This window comes from Rhizobium sp. P1_C7 (genome assembly GCF_056406295.1).
This window is the reverse complement of sequence record NZ_JBFUAL010000009.1, coordinates 184,382-203,887: the sequence shown is the minus strand read 5'-3', so window position 1 is coordinate 203,887 and position 19,506 is coordinate 184,382. Positions and strand designations below refer to the sequence as shown.

The 19,506-nt window shown below is 60.8% G+C and carries 17 protein-coding genes; 12 read left to right on the top strand and 5 right to left on the bottom strand.

Annotation, left to right across the window (positions count from 1 at the left end):
- Together AC1D2R_RS16450 and AC1D2R_RS16445 are read right to left on the bottom strand one after the other, a co-directional pair.
- Positions 1 to 1,098: a metallophosphoesterase gene (locus AC1D2R_RS16450; RefSeq protein WP_477968402.1), complete on the bottom strand. Its 1,098-nt coding sequence runs from the start codon at positions 1,096 to 1,098 to the stop codon at positions 1 to 3.
- A 114-nt stretch (positions 1,099 to 1,212) separates the two neighbouring features.
- Positions 1,213 to 2,517 (bottom strand): MFS transporter, encoded by a 1,305-nt coding sequence (locus AC1D2R_RS16445; RefSeq protein ID WP_477968400.1) that lies wholly within the window; start codon positions 2,515 to 2,517, stop codon positions 1,213 to 1,215.
- A 210-nt stretch (positions 2,518 to 2,727) separates the two neighbouring features.
- On the opposite strand from AC1D2R_RS16445, the gene aqpZ reads away from it, so the two are divergent.
- From aqpZ to recN, 8 genes are all read left to right on the top strand, one after another.
- Positions 2,728 to 3,414 (top strand): aquaporin Z, encoded by a 687-nt coding sequence (gene aqpZ, locus AC1D2R_RS16440; protein ID WP_477968398.1) that lies wholly within the window; start codon positions 2,728 to 2,730, stop codon positions 3,412 to 3,414.
- Between the two features lie 237 nt (positions 3,415 to 3,651).
- On the top strand, positions 3,652 to 4,578 hold the full coding sequence (locus AC1D2R_RS16435; RefSeq protein WP_477968555.1) for a D-alanine--D-alanine ligase: 927 nt from the start codon (positions 3,652 to 3,654) through the stop codon (positions 4,576 to 4,578).
- Complete coding sequence (locus AC1D2R_RS16430) at positions 4,566 to 5,498, top strand: cell division protein FtsQ/DivIB (protein WP_477968396.1); 933 nt, start codon at positions 4,566 to 4,568, stop codon at positions 5,496 to 5,498. The genes AC1D2R_RS16435 and AC1D2R_RS16430 overlap by 13 nt, the downstream gene beginning before the upstream one ends.
- Positions 5,495 to 6,826, top strand: coding sequence for a cell division protein FtsA (gene ftsA / locus AC1D2R_RS16425; RefSeq protein ID WP_477968394.1), 1,332 nt, complete (start codon positions 5,495 to 5,497; stop codon positions 6,824 to 6,826). Before AC1D2R_RS16430 ends, ftsA begins: the two co-directional genes overlap by 4 nt.
- Before the next feature lie 56 nt (positions 6,827 to 6,882).
- A complete protein-coding gene (gene ftsZ, locus AC1D2R_RS16420) occupies positions 6,883 to 8,592 on the top strand; it encodes a cell division protein FtsZ (RefSeq protein ID WP_477968392.1) in 1,710 nt (569 codons plus the stop codon).
- A gap of 288 nt (positions 8,593 to 8,880) precedes the next feature.
- Complete coding sequence (lpxC, locus tag AC1D2R_RS16415) at positions 8,881 to 9,837, top strand: UDP-3-O-acyl-N-acetylglucosamine deacetylase (RefSeq protein ID WP_477968390.1); 957 nt, start codon at positions 8,881 to 8,883, stop codon at positions 9,835 to 9,837.
- Between the two features lie 274 nt (positions 9,838 to 10,111).
- A complete protein-coding gene (locus AC1D2R_RS16410) occupies positions 10,112 to 10,981 on the top strand; it encodes an outer membrane protein assembly factor BamD (protein ID WP_477968388.1) in 870 nt (289 codons plus the stop codon).
- Positions 10,982 to 10,986: 5 nt separating this feature from the next.
- Complete coding sequence (recN, locus tag AC1D2R_RS16405; RefSeq protein ID WP_477968386.1) at positions 10,987 to 12,660, top strand: DNA repair protein RecN; 1,674 nt, start codon at positions 10,987 to 10,989, stop codon at positions 12,658 to 12,660.
- A 1-nt stretch (position 12,661) separates the two neighbouring features.
- On the opposite strand, the gene AC1D2R_RS16400 is transcribed toward recN, so the two are convergent.
- Positions 12,662 to 13,549: an MBL fold metallo-hydrolase gene (locus tag AC1D2R_RS16400; RefSeq protein ID WP_477968384.1), complete on the bottom strand. Its 888-nt coding sequence runs from the start codon at positions 13,547 to 13,549 to the stop codon at positions 12,662 to 12,664.
- A 203-nt stretch (positions 13,550 to 13,752) separates the two neighbouring features.
- On the opposite strand from AC1D2R_RS16400, the gene ligA reads away from it, so the two are divergent.
- Positions 13,753 to 15,912 (top strand): NAD-dependent DNA ligase LigA, encoded by a 2,160-nt coding sequence (ligA, locus tag AC1D2R_RS16395; RefSeq protein ID WP_477968382.1) that lies wholly within the window; start codon positions 13,753 to 13,755, stop codon positions 15,910 to 15,912.
- A 95-nt stretch (positions 15,913 to 16,007) separates the two neighbouring features.
- Here the strand turns inward: ligA and AC1D2R_RS16390 are convergent, their stop codons facing one another.
- Positions 16,008 to 16,538, bottom strand: a complete 531-nt coding sequence (locus tag AC1D2R_RS16390) for a GNAT family N-acetyltransferase (protein WP_477968380.1) — start codon at positions 16,536 to 16,538, stop codon at positions 16,008 to 16,010.
- Positions 16,539 to 16,808: 270 nt separating this feature from the next.
- Here AC1D2R_RS16390 and AC1D2R_RS16385 point away from each other — a divergent pair, with 270 nt between their 5' ends.
- The 3 genes from AC1D2R_RS16385 (at position 16,809) to AC1D2R_RS16375 (ending at position 18,942) form a co-directional block, all read left to right on the top strand.
- Positions 16,809 to 17,399, top strand: a complete 591-nt coding sequence (locus AC1D2R_RS16385; RefSeq protein ID WP_477968378.1) for a 3'-5' exonuclease — start codon at positions 16,809 to 16,811, stop codon at positions 17,397 to 17,399.
- Between the two features lie 64 nt (positions 17,400 to 17,463).
- Positions 17,464 to 17,958 (top strand): CreA family protein, encoded by a 495-nt coding sequence (locus tag AC1D2R_RS16380; RefSeq protein ID WP_477968376.1) that lies wholly within the window; start codon positions 17,464 to 17,466, stop codon positions 17,956 to 17,958.
- A 114-nt stretch (positions 17,959 to 18,072) separates the two neighbouring features.
- Positions 18,073 to 18,942: an aldose 1-epimerase family protein gene (locus tag AC1D2R_RS16375; protein WP_477968374.1), complete on the top strand. Its 870-nt coding sequence runs from the start codon at positions 18,073 to 18,075 to the stop codon at positions 18,940 to 18,942.
- A gap of 94 nt (positions 18,943 to 19,036) precedes the next feature.
- On the opposite strand, the gene AC1D2R_RS16370 is transcribed toward AC1D2R_RS16375, so the two are convergent.
- On the bottom strand, positions 19,037 to 19,504 hold the full coding sequence (locus AC1D2R_RS16370; RefSeq protein ID WP_057469118.1) for a chemotaxis protein CheW: 468 nt from the start codon (positions 19,502 to 19,504) through the stop codon (positions 19,037 to 19,039).
- Between the last annotated feature and the right edge of the window lie 2 nt (positions 19,505 to 19,506).

The following is a 19,506-nucleotide window of genomic DNA, read 5'->3' as shown; positions in this document are numbered from 1 at the left end:
CTATCCCAGTTGCTTGGCGAAGGCGGTCGTGAAGGTCACGCTGCCGTTGTCGTCGATAACATCGCCGATAGCCACGTCCATCCTGTCGTTTGTGACACGCACAAGGCAGAGGCCGCCCATGTAGGCGGCTCTCGCCTTGAACACGTCGATATTGCCCGCACGGTATGCCATCGGCGTATCGTGCTCGTGGCCGTGAAAGATCCCGATTACGTTGTAGCCGCTGAGGGTTGCGAGCAATTCCTGCCTTTCTGATTCACCCCACCAGTGCGGCGCGCCGCTGCCTTCGTCGGTGAAGGTCTTCTTCTGCGGATCCCAGCGCTCCAGCGAGAATTTGTCCCATCCATAGTGCTGGAAGATCACAACCGGTCGGCCATCGGCGGCGTAGGCGGCAAGATCGCGCTTCATCCAGGCAAGGCTGCTCGCCGCTCCCCTGGTGTCGTCGCCGCCATATCGCTGGGCCTGGATGAGATGGAGTCCGCCCCAGTTCCAGGAATAGTTGTCCGATGCTTCGTCGTAGTTGCCGACGGGAACGACCGGCTTGAAGAAGACGCTGGGCTTGTGGTTCATCTGGACATAGTCGCGCAGTTCGTTGCGGTACCAGTCTACCTGCGGCGGTCGCCCGTCCTGATCGAGATCGTGGTTGCCGAGACCGACGTAGACCGGGAAGTGGACGCGATCCGGCCCCGGACCCTTTTGGTAGCGGTGTGAGAATTGCAGCAATTGCGACCCCTCGGCAAGTTCCGCCATCTGGCCGCCGCCATCGTCGGTCACGTCGCCGCACACGATGATGCCCTGGGGTTTTGCGATCGGCTGACCGGCGACGCTCAGGCCGCTTTGCTTGCCGCCGATCTCCTCCGGCCATGTCCGGTGATGGATGCTGTTCAGCGCACGGATGTGGCGCAGCAGGTTTGCGTCTGTCTTTCCCTCGGCCTGGCAGCCGGGGCTGAGCCCGTCGCCAACGTGGCACGCATGAATGTCGTTGACGACAAGGAAGGTCACATCGACGGCGGGAATGTTTGCGGCCCGGACAATCGAAGGCAATGTCAGGGAAAAGCCGGCCCCTAATGCGCGCGCGAGCACGGTTCGTCTTGTGAGCATTCCGGCCTCCGGTTCCTCGTGGCGGAAAAATAGAGCCATTGCGTTAACAGGCAACAACGAAAAGGGCCGCGACGGTTGTCCGTCGCGGCCCTTCGGTCGGGTTGCTTGTCGGGCTCAGACTTCGTCGCGACCGGATGCCAGGATGCAGGCCAGCGTAACGACCGCGGCGATGCCGAGATAGTAGCCGACGAAGGTCATGCCGTAGTTTGCCTGCAGCCACGTGGCGATATAGGGCGCCAGCGAGGCGCCGAAGATGCCGGCGAGATTGAAGGTGATCGACGAACCGGTGTAGCGGACCGCCGTCGGGAAGGGTGCCGCCAGCGCGGTGCCGATCAAGCCATACGTCATGCCCATCAACGCCATGGCCAGAATTGCGAAGACGACGATGCTGCCTTCACCGCTGGTCATCAGGCCGGGCAGGAAGAAGGAGAAGACGCCGATCAGGACTGTTGTGAGGATCAGCACCTCGCGGCGCCCGAACCGCTCGGCGAGTTTGCCTGATATCGGGATGAAGATACCGAAGGCGACGGAACCGACGATCTGGATTTCGAGCGCGTCCAGGAACGGGATCTTCAGGACCTTGACGTTGTAGGACAAAAGATAGGCCGAGCCGATGTAGAACAGAACGAAGGTAGCGAGTGCGACGAAGGTGCCGAGGAAGAGGCTGCGCTTGTGCTTGCGGAACAGTTCCGCGACCGGCACGGCGACACGCTCCTGCTTGTCGATTGCCTTCTGGAAGGCCGGCGTTTCGGTGATCGACAGACGAACCCACAGGCCAATCACGATCAGGATGATCGAAGCAATGAACGGGACACGCCAGCCCCAGCTCAAAAGCGCGTCCTGAGACATGACCTGCAGCAGCAGCCAGAAGATGCCCGATGACAGGAAGAGGCCGACGGGGGCGCCGAGCTGTGGGAACATGCCGTACCAGCTGCGCTTGCCTTCCGGCGCGTTCTCGGTTGCGAGAAGCACCGCGCCGCCCCATTCGCCACCGAGGCCGAAGCCCTGGCCGAAACGGCACAATGCGAGCAGCAGCGGCGCCAGGACGCCGATGGAGTTGTAGGAGGGCAAGAGGCCGATGACGACCGTCGAGATGCCCATCGTCAACAGGGCTGCCACCAGCGTCGTCTTGCGGCCGATCCTGTCGCCGAAGTGGCCAAAAACCACCGCGCCGAGCGGACGGGCGAAGAATGCGATCGAGAAGGTTGCGAAGGAAGCGAGCAGCGCGGTGGTCGGATCGCTGTTCGGGAAGAACAGCGTCGGGAAGACCAGCACGGCGGCGGTCGCATAGACATAGAAATCGAAGAATTCGATCGTGGTGCCGACGAGGCTCGCGATCAGAACGCGCGCCGGCGAATTCACTTGCGCACTGTTCGATGAACCGGAGGTCGGCGATACTCTGGATATCGCGTCTGACATTTTCATTCCAATCGGGATTTTATTGAGTGCCTGGGAGGCATCCGGCTCTTAACGCAATTTTAATTCGGCGCAAATGCAAAACGCGCAATAAACGGACAAAAATTAGGGTACTTCCTTTTGCCCGGATCCGGTCAGCAACTCTGCATGCTTGACCAGAATCAATATGAGCGGAATCCTCAGTAACGCTCTGGTTGAGCGCAGGAGGAAACTATGCAGAAGAGTCTTGTTGCAGAATTTCTTGGTACTTTCTGGCTCGTGTTCGGCGGATGCGGAAGCGCCGTACTCGCTGCGTCTTTTCCAGAGCTGGGGATCGGCTTCGTAGGCGTCGCGTTTGCTTTTGGTCTTACCGTGCTTACCATGGCTTTTGCTGTCGGCGGCATTTCCGGCGGCCACTTCAACCCGGCGGTTTCGCTCGGTCTTGCCGTTGCCGGAAAGTTTCCTGCCGGTCGTGTGGTTCCCTATATCCTTGCTCAGGTCGTCGGTGCGATCGTTGCTGCGGGCGTTCTTTATGTCGTCGCCAGCGGTAAGGCAGGCTTCGAACTCGGCAGCTTCGCCTCCAACGGCTATGGCGAGCACTCGCTTGGCGGGTATTCGCTCGTTTCCGCTCTTGTCATCGAAATCGTGCTGACGCTGTTCTTCGTCTTCATCATTCTTGGCTCCACGAGCAGCAGGGTACCGGCAGGATTTGCGCCGATTGCCATCGGGCTGGCGCTGACGCTGATCCACCTGATCTCGATCCCGGTGACCAACACGTCCGTCAATCCTGCCCGGTCGACGGGGCAGGCTCTTTTCGTGGGCGGATGGGCTCTGCAGCAGCTGTGGCTGTTCTGGGTCGCTCCGCTGATCGGTGGTGTTCTCGGTGGCGTTGTCTGGAAGGCGGTTGGTGAAGAAACCTGAGGCCCACCCTGGCGTTTCGAGGAAAATCCCTACCGGCCACCGTGCGGGAATATTGCGTTTTTGGTCGCCAAAATCTGTTCGGTCGACCGACTTCCTGAGCTGGAAGTTAACGAAAGTAAACGCTTCGTTAACTATAATGCTGCTCTAATACACCTGCGCCAAGGGCTCGGATTCGGAGCCAAGCAAGCTTGGGGCAAGCATTGGAATGCCAACTACCAGTTATTTTTGGGGGTATTTATGAGTCGCAAGCATGTCGCTGTCCTGATGGGCGGGTTTTCCTCGGAGAGGCCTGTCAGCCTTTCCTCCGGGACGGCATGCGCGGATGCTCTCGAGGCCGAAGGCTTTCAGGTGACGCGCATCGATGTTGATCGCGACGTCTCGGCAAAGCTTTCTGCCCTGCGTCCCGATGTGGTTTTCAATGCCTTGCATGGCCCTTTTGGCGAGGACGGCACCATTCAGGGCATTCTCGAGTATCTCGAAATCCCCTATACGCATTCCGGCGTTCTCGCCTCTGCGCTTGCAATGGACAAGAGCAAGGCGAAGGGCGTTGCCGCCGCTGCCGACATTCCGGTTGCGCAGTCGCAGGTGATCAATCGATTCGCCTTCCCGGCGGAGCATCCGATGACGCCGCCCTATGTCGTGAAGCCTGTTCGCGAGGGTTCCAGCTTCGGCGTGGTGATCGTTCAGGAGGATCAGAAGCATCCGCCCCAGATCATCGGTTCGCCGGAATGGCGTTACGGCGAAGAGGTTATCGTCGAGCGCTATGTCCATGGTCGCGAGCTGACGTGCGGCGTCATGGGCGATCAGGTGCTTGGCGTTACCGAGATCGTGCCGCAGGGCCACAGTTTCTATGATTATGATTCCAAGTATGTCGCCGGTGGGTCAAAACACGTCATCCCGGCGAAAATTTCACCGAATATTTACCAAAAAATACAATCATTGTCGTTAAGGGCTCATCAAGCAATCGGTTGCCGTGGGGTCAGTCGCTCCGACTTTCGTTACGATGACCGCTTCTCCGAAGATGGTGAAATCATCTGGCTGGAAATCAACACTCAGCCGGGTATGACGCCAACCTCTCTTGTGCCTGAAATGGCCGGCCATGCCGGCTACACGTTCGGTGAATTTCTCCGTTGGATGGTGGAGGACGCTTCTTGTTCTCGGTGACGGTCAAAAGGATGGGGCGCCCCAGCCATCATGTCGAGCCTCCGTATGCGGAAGGCGACGGACGGATGGTATTGCCGCGCCCGCTGCGACGGGTCGTGCGCTTCCTTGTCAGTCTCGGCAGTGGCCGTATCCACGTTCCGGCCCATACAGGCACGGTTTCCGCTTTGGCGTTTTTTGCTGCGACCGGTTTCTATGGCATGTCGCTGGGCGGCCATACGGAAGTCGTTGCCCAGGCGACGACGACGGCTGCCGGCTTTGCGATTGAGGATGTTAAGGTTTCGGGCAATTCCGAGACCTCCGAAGTCGACATTCTGCAGCTTATCGGCCTCGATGGTACGACGTCCCTCGTTGCTCTTGATGTGGATGCGGCCCGCCAAAAGATTGCGAAGCTGCCGTGGGTCGAGAGTGTCGAAGTTCGCAAGGTCTACCCGAAGGCAATCGAAGTGAAGCTTCAGGAGCGCCAGGCCTATGCGATCTGGCAGCACGGACAGGAACTCTCTCTCGTCGAGAAGAGTGGGGCGGTGATCGCGCCGCTTCGCGACAACAAGTTCTCGCAGTTGCCACTGGTGGTCGGCCGCGGTGCCGAGGTGGCGGCGGCTTCGCTGGAAGGCGAGTTTGCAAAATGGCCGGATATCAAGGCGCGAGTGAAGGCCTTCGTGTGGGTCTCCGGACGTCGCTGGGATCTGCACATGGATAACGGCGTCGTTATCAAGCTGCCGGAAGACGATGTCGATCTGGCGCTGGCAAGGCTCTCGAAGTTCAACCAGGAGCAGGATCTTCTCGACCGCGATATCGCGGCCGTCGATCTCAGGCTTTCCGACCGCACGGCCATTCAGCTGACGCCGGAGGCAATGGCCCGGCGCCAGCTCGTGCTTGACCAGCGTACCAAGGATTTGAAGAAGGCGGGGCAGAATATATGAGCTTGTTCGGTTCGTCCCATTTTGGATTGCCGCGCCTTAAGCCGCTTTCGTCGAAGCGGTCGCATGTCGTTTCCGTGCTCGATATCGGGTCGACGAAGGTGGTCTGCATGATCGGCCGGTTGACGCCGCGCGAGGAAAGTCAGGTCCTGCCCGGTCGTACCCACAACATCGAAATCATCGGTATCGGCCACCAGCGTTCACGCGGCATCAAGACCGGCGCGATCTCCGACCTTGATGCGCTGGAGAGCGTCATCCGCCTGGCCGTCGATGCAGCCGAGCGCATGGCCGGCCTGACGGTCGAAAGCCTGATCGTCAACCTGACGGCCGGACGTCTCGCCAGCGACATCTACACCGCGACGATCGATCTCGGCGGTCAGGAAGTCGAGCTGAACGACCTCAAGAAGGTGCTGTCCGCCGCCTGCCAGCAGTCGCTGCGCCAGGATCGCGCAGTGCTCCATTCACTGGCCACCGGCTTCTCGCTCGACGGCGAGCGCGGCATCCGCGATCCGCTGTCGATGTACGGCGACGTCCTTGGCGTCGACATGCATGTCGTTACGGCCGAGCGTACGGCGCTGAAGAACCTCGAGCTCAGCGTCAACCGTGCGCATCTTTCGGTCGAAGGTATCGTTGCCACGCCTTATGCATCCGGTCTTGCTGCGCTCGTCGACGACGAGGTCGAGCTCGGCTGTGCCGCGATCGACATGGGCGGCGGCACGACCACGATCTCGGTGTTTGCCGAAGGCAAGCTCGTGCATACCGACGCCGTCAGCCTCGGCGGTCATCATGTCACCACCGATCTGGCACGCGGACTTTCGACCCGCATAGAAGATGCCGAGCGACTGAAGGTCGTTCACGCTTCGGCAATGCCGAATTCTTCCGATGAGCGCGAACTGATCTCGATCCCGCCGATCGGCGAGGACGACCGGGATCTGCCGACGCAGGTGCCGCGTGCGCTGGTTTCGCGCATCGTGAGTGCCCGCATCGAGGAAACGATGGAATTGATTCGCGACCGCATCCAGCGCTCGGGCTTCAGTCCGATCGTCGGCAAGCGGGTCGTGCTGACGGGCGGCGCCAGCCAGTTAACCGGTCTTGCCGACGTGGCGCGCCGCATACTTGCCCGCAACGTTCGAATCGGCCGTCCGATGGGCGTCTCGGGGTTGCCGACGGCGGCAAAGGGCCCGGCCTTTTCGACGGCTGTCGGTCTGATGATCTATCCGCAGGTCGCGGACATGGAAACACATGCGTCACAGAGCGGCCTGCTCATGTCGCTTGGGGGAAATACCAGCCGCATCGCCCGCATGGGGCAGTGGCTGAAGGAAAGCTTCTGAAATTGTATGAATTGGCCGGCGTGGCGATGCGGCCATAAAGAGAAGGAACAGGTACAATGACTATCAAGCTGCATAAGCCTGACATCACAGAGCTGAAGCCGCGGATCACCGTGTTCGGTGTCGGTGGCGGCGGTGGCAACGCTGTCAACAACATGATCTCTGCCGGCCTCCAGGGCGTCGACTTCGTCGTCGCCAACACGGATGCGCAGGCCCTGACGATGACGAAGGCAGAACGGATCATCCAGCTCGGCGCCAGCGTCACGGAAGGTCTTGGCGCGGGTTCGCAGCCGGAAGTCGGCCGTGCAGCCGCTGAAGAATGCATCGACGAGATCGTCGACCACCTCAACGGCACCCACATGTGCTTCGTCACCGCCGGCATGGGCGGTGGTACGGGTACGGGTGCGGCGCCGGTGGTTGCCCAGGCTGCCCGCAACAAGGGTATCCTGACGGTCGGCGTGGTCACCAAGCCGTTCCACTTCGAAGGCGGTCGCCGCATGCGCCTGGCCGAATCCGGCATCCAGGAACTGCAGAAGTCGGTCGATACCCTGATCGTCATTCCGAACCAGAACCTCTTCCGCATTGCCAACGACAAGACCACCTTCGCCGACGCTTTCGCGATGGCTGACCAGGTTCTCTACTCGGGCGTCGCCTGCATCACCGACCTGATGGTGAAGGAAGGTCTCATCAACCTCGACTTCGCCGACGTCCGTTCGGTCATGCGCGAAATGGGCCGTGCGATGATGGGTACAGGCGAGGCATCCGGCCAGGGCCGCGCAATGCAGGCTGCAGAAGCTGCAATCGCCAACCCGCTGCTGGACGAGACCTCGATGAAGGGTGCTCAGGGCCTCCTGATCTCCATCACCGGCGGTCGCGACCTCACCCTCTTCGAAGTCGATGAAGCGGCGACCCGCATTCGCGAAGAAGTCGATCCGGATGCGAACATCATCCTCGGCGCGACCTTCGACGAATCGCTCGAAGGCATCATCCGCGTCTCCGTCGTTGCAACCGGCATCGACCGTGCAATGAACGAAGCTGCCGGCAAGAACTTCCAGCAGATCGCAAAGCCGATTATCCGTCCCTCTGCGGCCGTTGCTCCGGCACCGGCCGCAGTCCAGCCTGCACCCATGATGCAGCAGGCACCGAAGACCGTCGATTCGGTTGCACAGACCATCCGCATGGCTGAAGCCGAGATGGAACGCGAACTCGAAATCCACGCTCCTCGCGCGCCGGCACCGGTTCAGCAGCCGGTCCAGCAGGAAACGTTCCGCCCGCAGAGCAAGATCTTTTCAGCGCCGGAAGCCGGTCCGGTCATCCGTCCGGCTCCCGTCCAGCAAGCTCCCGTGCATGCGCCTGTCGTCAGCCAGCCTGCTCCGGCGCCGGTCATGCAGCAGCCTGCGCCTGTCATGCAGCAGCAGCCGGTTCGGATGCCGAAGGTCGAAGACTTCCCGCCAGTCGTCCAGGCCGAGATCGACCATCGTTCCCAGCCGACCGCCGCATCGCACGCCCACGAAGAGCGTGGTCCGATGGGGCTCCTGAAGCGAATCACCAATTCGCTCGGTCGCCGCGAAGAGGAAGTCGTTCCCGAGATGACGTCGGCTCCGGCTGCCGCGTCTCAGCAGCGCCGTCCGCTGTCCCCGGAAGCAAGCCTCTATGCACCGCGCCGCGGAAACCTCGACGATCAGGGCCGCAGCGTACCGCAGGCCCGGATGATGCAGGAAGACGACCAGCTCGAGATCCCGGCGTTCCTGCGCCGGCAGTCGAACTGAGGCAACACGGAATCGCCACGACAATGCCCGGGAGTTCGCTCCCGGGCATTGTCGTTTCAGGCTATGAAATTCGAGCCAGATTGCGCAGCGATTTCAAAGTCATGATTTCGTAACAAAGCGAAAGAAACAGTGATTTGGATTGCAGCGTGGGCGCACGTATGTATGGGCTCAATGAGCTGTCTTCGTGTGCTTCATGGCAGGACTTTGACGGAGTGTAATAAGCCTTAGCTGGTGGGTTTCGACATGTAGGTCGGAGCGGATCGCTAATGTATAATAAAGGCAAGATTTATGGTTATTGGCATGTTGGGTTTTCAGACGACGGTATCACGTCCGGTCAGCCTTTCGGGGACCGGCGTTCATTCGGGTGCTGACGTTTCGATCACTTTCAACCCAGCTGAAGCCGACACTGGTGTCGTATTCAATCGCATGCACGAAAACGGCGAAGTGACCGAACTTCGCGCTGTTTCTTCACAGGTCGGCAACACCGATCTCTGCACGGTTCTCGGTTTTTCTCCGGCGCGCTCCGTTGCGACGGTCGAACATGTCATGGCGGCCGTCTATGCGCTTGGACTGGACAATGTTCTGATCGAGGTTCATGGCGCCGAAATGCCGATCATGGACGGCAGCTCCATGCCCTTTATCGAGGCGATCGAACAGGTTGGTCTGGTGTCGCTCGGCGTCAAGCGCCGCTATATCCGCGTCACCAAGCCGGTTCGCATCGAGCATGGCGGCTCGTGGAGCGAGTTCCGTCCCCATGACGGCATGCGTTTTGAAGTGGAGATCGATTTCGATTGCCCGCTGATCGGCCGCCAGAAGTGGGAAGGCGACATGACTGCTGCGACCTTCAAGGCGGAATTGTCGCGCGCCCGCACCTTCGGCTTCATGCGCGATGTCGAGCGCCTCTGGGCTTCGGGTCATGCGCTCGGATCTTCGCTTGAGAACTCCGTTGTCATCTCCGACGATAATACCGTTATCAACGTCGAGGGCCTGCGTTACGCCAAGGATGAGTTCGTCCGTCACAAGGCGCTCGATGCCGTCGGCGATCTGGCGCTTGCCGGCGTTCCCTTCATCGGCTGCTACCGGTCCTACCGCGGCGGCCACAAGATGAATGCCAATGCCCTTAAGGCGTTGCTCAGCGATCCGACGGCTTATGAAGTCGTCGAGACGTCTGCGCCGCGCCCGCGTGTTGCGCCGCGCGATTTCATTCGCGTGAACGCTCCGGAATTTGCTCCCTGGTCGGCTTGACCTCCGTCACTTTTTTTAGGCCAGGGCCGCCTCCTTCGGGAGGCGGTTTCTTTTTGGGAAGCGCTCCACCCGCGATTCCCGATAGATGTTTTGCAGCAGATGTTTAGCGGCAACAGGTGCGCCTTTAACGGGGCAAAACCGGAGATTATGACCTGAGCCGCCACAAAAATGCGTTAATGCATCATCATTGCGTTGCTCTGGCCATGAATTTGTGGCTAGAAACGCCAGCGAGGCGTGGCTGCTGTTGAGGGATGGCGGTCGTTGGGATGTTCCGATGGGTTATGCAGGGTCTGAAAGTATGATGAAGACAGCGCGCGCTATGTTCGCATCGCTCCTGGTGCTGAGCGCAGGCGCCTTAATTTCTGGCTGCCAGTCCGACCCCGATATCGACATCACCAAGCTCGGCCTCCAAAACGATCCGCCGGACGTTCTCTACAATCAGGGCCTTGCCAACATGAAGGCGGGCAACATGGCGGAAGCCGCCCGCAAGTTCGACGCCATCGACCGCGAAAACCCGTTCTCCGAATGGGCGCGCAAGGCGCTCGTGATGAGCACTTTCGTCAAGTACCGCCAGGGCCGTCTCGACGATGCGCTTGCCTCCGGCAACCGCTACATGGCGCAGTATCCGAAGTCGAAGGACGCGGCCTACGTTCAGTATCTGATCGGCCTCACCTATTCGAAGCAGATCGTCGATGTGACGCAGGATCAGCGCGCCGCAGGAAGGACCGTCGAGGCCATGCAGGCGGTCATCGACAACTATCCGGATTCCGAATACGTCGATGATGCGCAGGCGAAGATCCGCTTTGCGCGCGACCAGCTCGCCGGCAAGGAAATGCAGATCGGACGCTACTATATGGAGCGCAAGGAATACCTTGCTGCCATCTCGCGCTTCCGCACCGTCGTCGAGAAATATCCAAACACGAACCAGATCGAAGAAGCGCTCGCGCGCCTCGTCGAAGCCTATTATGCAATGGGCATTGTCGAGGAGGCGCAGACGGCCGCCGCTGTTCTTGGCCACAACTATCCAGACAGCCAGTGGTATGCGGATTCCTACAAGCTTCTGAAAAGCAACGGCGCCGAGCCGCGTGAAAATCAAGGCTCGTGGATTTCGGCCGCCGGCAAGAAACTCCTGCTCGGTTCCTGAGGCCAATGCTCATCCAGCTTTCGATCCGCGATATCGTCCTGATCGAGCGGCTGGATCTTGCCTTCGAGACCGGCCTGTCGGTGCTCACCGGTGAGACGGGCGCAGGCAAATCCATCCTGCTCGACAGCCTCTCGCTGGCGCTTGGCGGGCGTGGTGACGGCGACCTTGTCCGACATGGCGAAGACAAGGGGCAGGTGACTGCCGTCTTCGACGTGGGGATGGACCATGGTGCCCGCAGGCTGCTTCGCGACAACGGCATAGACGATGATGGCGATCTCATCTTCCGCCGCGTCCAGACATCCGACGGCCGCACCAAAGCCTATGTCAATGACCAGCCCCTTAGCGTGCAGTTGATGCGTCAAGCCGGTCAGATGCTCGTCGAAATCCACGGCCAGCACGACGATCGTGCGCTTGTCGACACCCATGCCCACCGGATCCTGCTCGATGCCTTTGGGGGTATAAGCGAGGATGTCGCTGGCGTTTCCCAGCTCTACCGCGTTTGGCGCGATACCGAACGCACGCTGAAGAAGCATCGGGAAAAGGTCGAGAACGCCGCACGCGAAGCCGATTATATTCGGTCTTCCGTCGCAGAACTCGAGAAGCTGTCGCCTCAGGACGGCGAAGAGGACGATCTTGCCGACCGCCGTCAGAAGATGATGAAGGCCGAGCGAATCGCGGGCGATATCGCCGAAGCGTCCGAGTTCCTGAATGGCAATGCCTCACCCGTGCCGCATATCGCCTCCCTGGTGCGTCGCCTGGAGCGCAAGAGCCATGAGGCGCCCGGACTGCTCGAAGACACCGTGGCGCTTCTCGATGCCGCTCTCGACCAGCTTTCCAATGCACAGATGGAAGTCGAGGCAGCGCTGCGAAAGACGGAGTACGATCCCAAGGAGCTGGAGCGCGTCGAAGAGCGGCTATTTGCGCTGCGTGCCGCCTCCCGGAAGTATTCCGTTCCGGTAACCGAACTGCCAGCACTGGCCGTTCGCATGATCAGCGACCTTGCCGATCTCGACGCGGGCGAGGAGAAGCTGACGAAGCTCGAGGCCGAGGTCGGCGTTACCAGGGCGAGTTATGAGGCGGCGGCGCGTTTACTGTCGGAAAAGCGACATCATGCGGGCGAGGCGCTCGCGGCTGCCGTCATGTCCGAACTGCCGGCGCTGAAGCTGGAGCGTGCGCGCTTCATGGTGGAGATCACCACCAGTGCGGACGAGGCGACGGCGGAAGGAATCGACATCGTCGAATTCCACGTCCAGACCAACCCCGGCACGCGGCCGGGTTCGATCATGAAGGTCGCGTCGGGCGGCGAGCTTTCGCGTTTCCTGTTGGCGCTGAAGGTCGCGCTTGCCGATCGCGGCTCTGCGCCGACGCTCGTCTTCGATGAAATCGATACCGGCGTCGGTGGCGCCGTTGCAGATGCGATCGGCCAGCGGTTGAAGCGGCTCTCCGACCGCGTGCAGGTGCTGTCGGTGACGCATGCGCCGCAGGTTGCCGCCCGGGCGGCAACGCATCTTTTGATCTCGAAGGGACCGGCTTCCGAGGGCTCCGAGAAAATCGCGACGCGGGTCGCCACCATGGAACCCAAGGACCGGACAGAAGAGATCGCCCGCATGCTGGCCGGCGCGTCGGTGACCGAAGAGGCGAGGGCGGCAGCCGCCCGGTTGCTGGCCGGCAACGGCTGAGTTACACCCCCTGAGCGGATTTTATTTTGCTCATGTTCATCCGGTGAACGTCTTCATAAGGTTCGAAATAGACAAGTGCGCTGGACGCCAGATCGTGCGCAATAAAATCCTTCAACGACATTGCCTCGGCTCTTTCTCGCGTTTGAGGATCGGCCAGCCGCTGCAGGTAGCGGCGGTTTGCATCGATCAGCGTGGCAGCATAACCGCCGGCCGCTATCCGCTCCGGATCGCCATGGTTGGGCAGGATCCGGTGGATCGGCCATCCCTGCATTCGGATGAGCTCGCTTGCGTGCGTCGTCAGGTGCTCCGGCTCGGACACATAGGTCACCGTGTCTTCGAGCGTATCGCCGGCCAGTAGCAGCCTTTCCTCTGGAAGCCAGAGGACGTTTCCATCCGCGCTGTGAATGTCGAAATGATGGAGTTCCACCCGGCGTCCACCGACCACAAGATCCAGCCGCTCTTCGAAAAGTCGGTTCGGCATCACGACGGGGAGGATTTGCGGATCCCCCGTTTCGAGTTCCCCGCGATTCTGGACGAGGGCTTCGGCGGTCAGCCTGAGTGCAATGATCTCGCAATCGGCAAAGACTTCATTGCCGGCAATATGGTCCGTATGCCAGTGACTGAGCGCGACATTAATCGAGGTCACGCCGAGGCTGTCGATGTGCGCGCGGATCGCTCTTGCATGCGGCAACGACATGTGGGTGTCATATACCAGCGCATGGCCGGCGTCGACGATGGCATAGGAGGCAATTCCGAGCGAATAGGCTCCATCATCGAGCCAGTTCGGAGCGTTTGAATGCAGGCGCCTGCCTTCGATGCGTCCGTCGTAATAGGCAAACACGCCGGGATATGGCTCAAGGATTCTGAGCGTAGAGGTGATGTCAGGCATGGCATTCCCTTATTGCTGGCGAATGTGTGGAGCTGTCGTTTCTTTTCGGCCGATGATGTCGTGTTTGCAATGGGGCCGGCCGACTGCACCCTGATTTGTCGTGGTCGCGTGAGCTTGCGGCATTGGCGTCGCTTGCCGCTTTCCGGTTTTGCGTTTTCGTCATTTCGGCTAAAACCTCTGGAGATTCCCCCGGAGTGATCTCAATGTCGGCCGCGCCAACAACCGTAGAAAATATGACGATCGAAGATGCCGCTGCCGAGCTTGAGCGGCTGGCAAGGGAGATCGCCCGCAACGACGAGCTTTATCACGGCAACGATCAGCCGGTGATTTCGGATGCGGATTATGACGCGCTGAAACGGCGCAACGATGCGATAGAAGCGCGTTTTCCGGAGCTGATCCGCGAGGATAGTCCCTCGCGGCGTGTCGGCGCCGCCCCATCCGTGACGTTCGCTCCCGTCGTCCACGCGCGGCCGATGCTTTCCCTCGACAACACGTTTTCGCAAGAGGACGTGCAGGATTTCGTCGCCAGCGTCTATCGCTTCCTCGGGCGCCTGCCGGACCAGTCGATCGCCTTTACCGCAGAGCCGAAGATCGACGGACTGTCGATGTCGATCCGCTATGAAAACGGCAGGATGGTCAGCGCCGCGACCCGTGGCGACGGAACGACGGGCGAAAACGTCACGGCCAACATCCGCACCATCAGGGAGATCCCGAACGAGCTGCCGAAGGGCGTGCCCGCCGTCGTCGAGGTGCGTGGCGAGGTCTATATGGCCAAGAGCGATTTCCTGGCCCTCAACAAGCAGATGGAAGCCGAGGGCAAGCAAACATACGTCAACCCGCGCAACACGGCGTCAGGCTCGCTGCGGCAACTCGATCCGAAGGTCACGGCGAGCCGCAAGCTGAAGTTCTTCGCCTATGCCTGGGGTGAGATGTCGGAGATGCTCTCGGATACGCAGTTCGGGATGATCGAGACCTTCAAGAGCTGGGGGTTCCCGGTCAATCCGCTGATGAAGCGGCTGAATTCTGTTGCCGATATCCTTGCCCACTACGATGACATCGGGCTGAAGCGGCCTGATCTGGATTACGATATAGACGGCGTCGTCTACAAGGTCGACAGCCTCGAGCTGCAGGCTCGTCTCGGCTTCCGCTCGCGCAGCCCGCGCTGGGCGACCGCACACAAGTTCCCGGCGGAACAGGCGTTTACGACGGTCGAGAAGATCGAGATCCAGGTTGGTCGCACCGGCGCTCTGACGCCCGTCGCGCGGCTGACGCCGATCACAGTCGGCGGTGTCGTCGTCACCAATGCGACGCTGCACAATGCGGATTACATCAGGGGGATCGGCAATTCCGGGGAACGGATCCGCGAGGAGGACCACGATATCCGCATCGGCGATACCGTGATCGTGCAACGCGCCGGTGACGTTATCCCGCAGGTGCTCGACGTGGTGATGGAGAAGCGGCCGGCGGATTCCGTTTCTTACGAATTCCCGAAGGCTTGCCCGGTCTGCAGCAGCCATGCCGTGCGCGAGGTCAACGAGAAGACCGGCAAGGTGGATGCGGTGACCCGCTGCACCGGCGGTTTCATCTGCCGTGCACAGGCGACCGAGCATCTCAAGCACTTCGTCTCACGCAACGCCTACGACATCGAAGGTCTCGGCTCCAAGCAGGTGGACTTCTTCTTCGAGAGCGACGACCCGTCACTGCAGATCCGCACGGCGCCCGATATCTTCACGCTGGAGAAGCGCCAGGCGGGATCGGTGCTGACCAAGCTCGAGAACATCGACGGCTTCGGCAAGGTCAGCGTCGGCAAGCTCTATACGGCGATCAACGAGCGCCGCAGCATCGCGCTCCACCGCTTCATCTTCGCGCTCGGCATCCGTCACGTGGGCGAGACGACCGCCAAGCTTCTGGCGCGCTCCTATGGCACCTACGAGGCTTTTGAAGCGGCCATGCGGGACGCCGCGCCGCTGTCGGGCGATGCCTGGAACGATCTCAATGCAATCGAGGGCATCGGCGAGATCGTCGCCCGCGCCATCGTCGAATTCTACAAGGAGTCCCGCAACGTCCAGGTTATTTCGCGCCTGCTCGCCGAGGTGACGCCCGGGATGGCCGAGCAACCGATCACAACAGGCAGCCCTGTCACCGGCAAGACCGTCGTCTTCACCGGCTCGCTCGAAAAGTTCACGCGCGACGAGGCAAAGGCGAGGGCCGAAAGTCTCGGCGCCAAGGTGGCAGGTTCAGTTTCCAAGAAGACCGACATCCTCGTTGCCGGCCCGGGCGCCGGCTCAAAGCTCGACAAGGCACGCGAACTCGGCGTCCAGACGATGGACGAGGATGAGTGGCTGGCACTGATCGGGGGGTGACGTGCCGGGCGCCAGGTGCAACTGACCGGGCATGCACTCGCCGTCGCCTGACGCCGGATGGATGACCGCCGATCTTCGGCGATCATTGCGCGCATTCACGCTCTCACCCGCCCCATCGCATAGGCATCGACATAGGTCCCTGCTCGGAAGCCGAAGGCCTTGAGGATGCCCTCCTGTTCGAAGCCGAATTTTTTGTAGAGGCCGATGGCGATGTCGTTGTCGGTATAGACCGTCAGTTCCAGCCGCTTGATGTCAAGCCAGTTATCGGCAGAATCGACGATCGCCGCGAGAAGCGCGCTGCCGATTCCTCTGCCGGTGAAGTCGTCGTGCACGCCCATGCCGATGCTTGCCGCGTGATTGCGTCGTCCGCGGTAACGCGTCATGCCGATATCGCCGACGACCATGTCGTCGATCATTGCCACGAGGCGCATTGCGTCAGGATTGCTGCCCTCGATGTGGCGGCGCGTTTCCTCGATGCCCTGGTAGGGAGGACGCAAGGTTCCGGCGCGAAAGCCCGGGAGATTGACAAGTACCGTCAATGCGTCGGCATCCGACGGGCGTATTGCCCGGATGTGGAGGCCCTTCGGCAACTGGGTTTTCCGAGGCTTTGGCTCTGCTGGTGACATTTCAACTCTCCATTTGATGCGGGAGGAGAGCTGGTTGCCAAACCCTGCTCACCTCGGCAGGGTTCTCGGGATGATCGGTATGGTGTCAGCGCACCATTTCTCCCGCGTACCCAGCAGGGGTCGTGGTGATATGAAGCATCGACATGGCGATAGAACCGGTCATGGCCGCAACCTTCGATATTCACCTCCATTTGTCAACCGAAACGTGCAATTTGCCTCGGCGATGGCGGGCCGCTATGCCTGATCAAGAAAATCGAATCGGACGTCGCCTTGAAGACCATTGCCATTGACTTTGAAACGGCCAACGAGCAGCGCGCCAGCGCCTGCTCGGTCGGCCTTGCCTGGATCGAGGAGGGCAGGGTCACCCGCGTCGAGGAGCGGCTGATCCGCCCGAAGGACATGCGCTTCTCCGGCATGAACATCGCCATTCATGGCATCCGGCCCGAGCATGTCGAGAATGCGCCGCAATTCCCCGAGGTGATGGACGAGTTCCACGAGGATTTTCGCGGTGCGACGATGATCGCGCACAACGCCGCCTTCGATTTCAGCGTCTGGCGCTCGAGCCTCGATCTCTACCGGCAGTCCTATCCGGAGCTGACCTACCTCTGCAGCCTCAAGATGTCGCAGCGCATATGGCCGCATTTTCTCTCGCATCGCCTGAACATGCTTGCCGAACATCTCGGCCTTCGCTTCGTGCACCACAATGCGGCCGAGGATGCCGCCGTTTGCGCGCAGGCGGCCATCGAGATGGCCAAGGCGATCGGTGCGGCGGCGGTTCATGCTGTTCCAGCCCTGATCGGCATGAAGCCTGGGCGTCTGATGGCGAGCGGCTACGAGCCCTGTACCTGCCGGAAAGCCTGAACCTTTCTTGCAAAGGCGCCCTGCGCACTTATCTCTAAATTTGCGGAACATACAGGGAGCCAACATGTCCAGAACACGCAACATCGTGCTTGCCGCTGCCTCGCTGATTGGTCTTTTCGCCGGTTCGGCATCTGCCGACGTCGTCGGGAAGGTGGGCGTCGATTGGATCGGCAACGATATCATCGTAGAGGCGTTTGCCGATCCCGCCGTGAAGGGTGTGACCTGCCACGTCACCTACTTCGACCGCAGCGTCATTGACCGCGTCAAGAACGGCAACTGGTTCGAAGACCCTTCCAACGGCGCGATTTCGTGCCATCAGACGGGATCGGTCGAGATCGGTGATATCGATCTGTCGAAGGGCGGCGATGAGGTTTTCAAGTCCGGCATTTCGCTGGTCTGGAAGAAGTTTGTCGTCACCAGGATCTACGACAAGCAGAACGACACGCTGATCTACCTCGCGCATTCGCGTGAGTTGACCGAAGGTTCGGCGAAGATGGCGATCTCGACGGTTTCGCTCTACGGGCAGAGCGTCACCTGGAAAAACGGCAAACCGCAGTAGAGCCTGCGAGATCAAGCAACTCCTGGCAAAGGAAAGGTCTTCCGCCTGCCGGATGGAAATCGACGGCCGGCGCGGATATGGTCCGATGCCCTATCAATGAGAAGAGGACGTTCGATGCCAAGCCCCGCACGAATCGCAAATCAATATCTGACGGTCGATGTTTCTTCCCTCGGCGCCGAGATGCAGGCGCTGACAACCAGCGACGGGCGGTCTTGGCTGTGGAACGGCGATGCGGCATTCTGGGGAGGGCGCTCGCCTGTACTGTTCCCGATGGTCGGCAGGGCGCCAAACGATACGATCGCAATCGATGGTCAGAGCTATCCGATGAGCCAGCACGGCTTTGCCCGCAGGGCCGAGTTTGCTCTTGCGGCCTCGACCGCGACGATGTGCCGGTATGAGCTTGCGGCCTCGGAGGCGACAAGAGCGGTCTATCCGTTCGACTTCCTGCTTGCGGTCGAGCATGCGGTCGAGGGGCGCACGCTGACAGTCGCGGCCGAGGTTGCCAATCGCGACCAGCGGGCAATGCCCTTCGGCATTGGCTTTCATCCGGCCTTCGTCTGGCCTCTGCCCGGTGCCGCGGGACGCGACCATGCCGTCACGCTCGACAATCAGGGCGAGCCGGAGCTGGTGCGAGTGGAGGAAGGGTTGATTTCTCCCGCGAAACTGGCCTCGCCCTTCAAGGCAGGACGGTTGGTGCTGGACCATGCGATGTTCGAACAAGACGCCATGATCTTTCCGGAAGGTGCGGGCAAGGGGCTGCGCTACGGTGCGCACGGCGGGCCGACGATGCAGTTCCGTTTCGACAACCTGCCCAATCTGGCGCTGTGGCAGAAGCCCGGGGCACCGTTCATCTGCATCGAGCCGTGGCACGGGACAGCGGCGGAAAAGAACGGCTCCAACGACCTTGCCAAGCGGCCGTTCAGCCAGGTTCTTGCGCCCGGAGCGTCGGTCCGCGTCGCATTTTCGGTCGAGGTTGTCGGATAGCTGGCGGCCCCAGCAACCGTCGCGTTGTTTCAGCCATGAAAGAACGCCCGCAACGGTCCGTTGCGGGCGTTCTGCATTTTGCGGATCAACGATCTCAGGCAGCCTGTGCCAGCTCGTCGGCAATGACGGTGTCGAGGTTCAGGAAGCAGACCATGGTCTTCTCGAGCGCCACGATGCCGCGGCAGAAGGCGCGCTGGGCTTCCGGGATGATTTCCGGGGCCGGCTGCAGGTCCTCGCTCTTGATGGTCATCATGTCGGAAACCTGCTCCACCAGCAGGCCGACAAGCTTGCCGGCGATGTCGGTGACGATGATGGCGGAGCGCTCGGAAGGCTCCGTCATCTTCATCCCGAGGCGGCAGGCCATGTCGATGACCGGAATGACCGCGCCGCGCAGGTTGATCAGGCCGAGAACATATGGCGGCGTATGCGGCATCGGGGTCACCGGTGCCCAACCGCGAATTTCACGGATCGCCATGATGTCGATGCAGAACTCCTGCTCACCGAGGTGGAAGGAGACGATTTCGAGGTGCGCGCCTGTCTGGTTGATAACGGTGTTGTTCATGA

Excerpts from the sequence above, each read along its gene's own strand:
- AC1D2R_RS16450 (WP_477968402.1), bottom strand. The coding sequence starts at position 1,098 with ATGCTCACAAGACGAACCGTGCTCGCGCGCGCATTAGGGGCCGGCTTT.
- AC1D2R_RS16445 (WP_477968400.1), bottom strand. The coding sequence starts at position 2,517 with ATGTCAGACGCGATATCCAGAGTATCGCCGACCTCCGGTTCATCGAAC.
- aqpZ (WP_477968398.1), top strand. The coding sequence starts at position 2,728 with ATGCAGAAGAGTCTTGTTGCAGAATTTCTTGGTACTTTCTGGCTCGTG.
- AC1D2R_RS16435 (WP_477968555.1), top strand. The coding sequence starts at position 3,652 with ATGAGTCGCAAGCATGTCGCTGTCCTGATGGGCGGGTTTTCCTCGGAG.
- ftsA (WP_477968394.1), top strand. The coding sequence starts at position 5,495 with ATGAGCTTGTTCGGTTCGTCCCATTTTGGATTGCCGCGCCTTAAGCCG.
- ftsZ (WP_477968392.1), top strand. The coding sequence starts at position 6,883 with ATGACTATCAAGCTGCATAAGCCTGACATCACAGAGCTGAAGCCGCGG.
- lpxC (WP_477968390.1), top strand. The coding sequence starts at position 8,881 with ATGGTTATTGGCATGTTGGGTTTTCAGACGACGGTATCACGTCCGGTC.
- AC1D2R_RS16410 (WP_477968388.1), top strand. The coding sequence starts at position 10,112 with ATGGGTTATGCAGGGTCTGAAAGTATGATGAAGACAGCGCGCGCTATG.
- recN (WP_477968386.1), top strand. The coding sequence starts at position 10,987 with ATGCTCATCCAGCTTTCGATCCGCGATATCGTCCTGATCGAGCGGCTG.
- AC1D2R_RS16400 (WP_477968384.1), bottom strand. The coding sequence starts at position 13,549 with ATGCCTGACATCACCTCTACGCTCAGAATCCTTGAGCCATATCCCGGC.
- ligA (WP_477968382.1), top strand. The coding sequence starts at position 13,753 with ATGTCGGCCGCGCCAACAACCGTAGAAAATATGACGATCGAAGATGCC.
- AC1D2R_RS16390 (WP_477968380.1), bottom strand. The coding sequence starts at position 16,538 with ATGTCACCAGCAGAGCCAAAGCCTCGGAAAACCCAGTTGCCGAAGGGC.
- AC1D2R_RS16380 (WP_477968376.1), top strand. The coding sequence starts at position 17,464 with ATGTCCAGAACACGCAACATCGTGCTTGCCGCTGCCTCGCTGATTGGT.
- AC1D2R_RS16375 (WP_477968374.1), top strand. The coding sequence starts at position 18,073 with ATGCCAAGCCCCGCACGAATCGCAAATCAATATCTGACGGTCGATGTT.
- AC1D2R_RS16370 (WP_057469118.1), bottom strand. The coding sequence starts at position 19,504 with ATGAACAACACCGTTATCAACCAGACAGGCGCGCACCTCGAAATCGTC.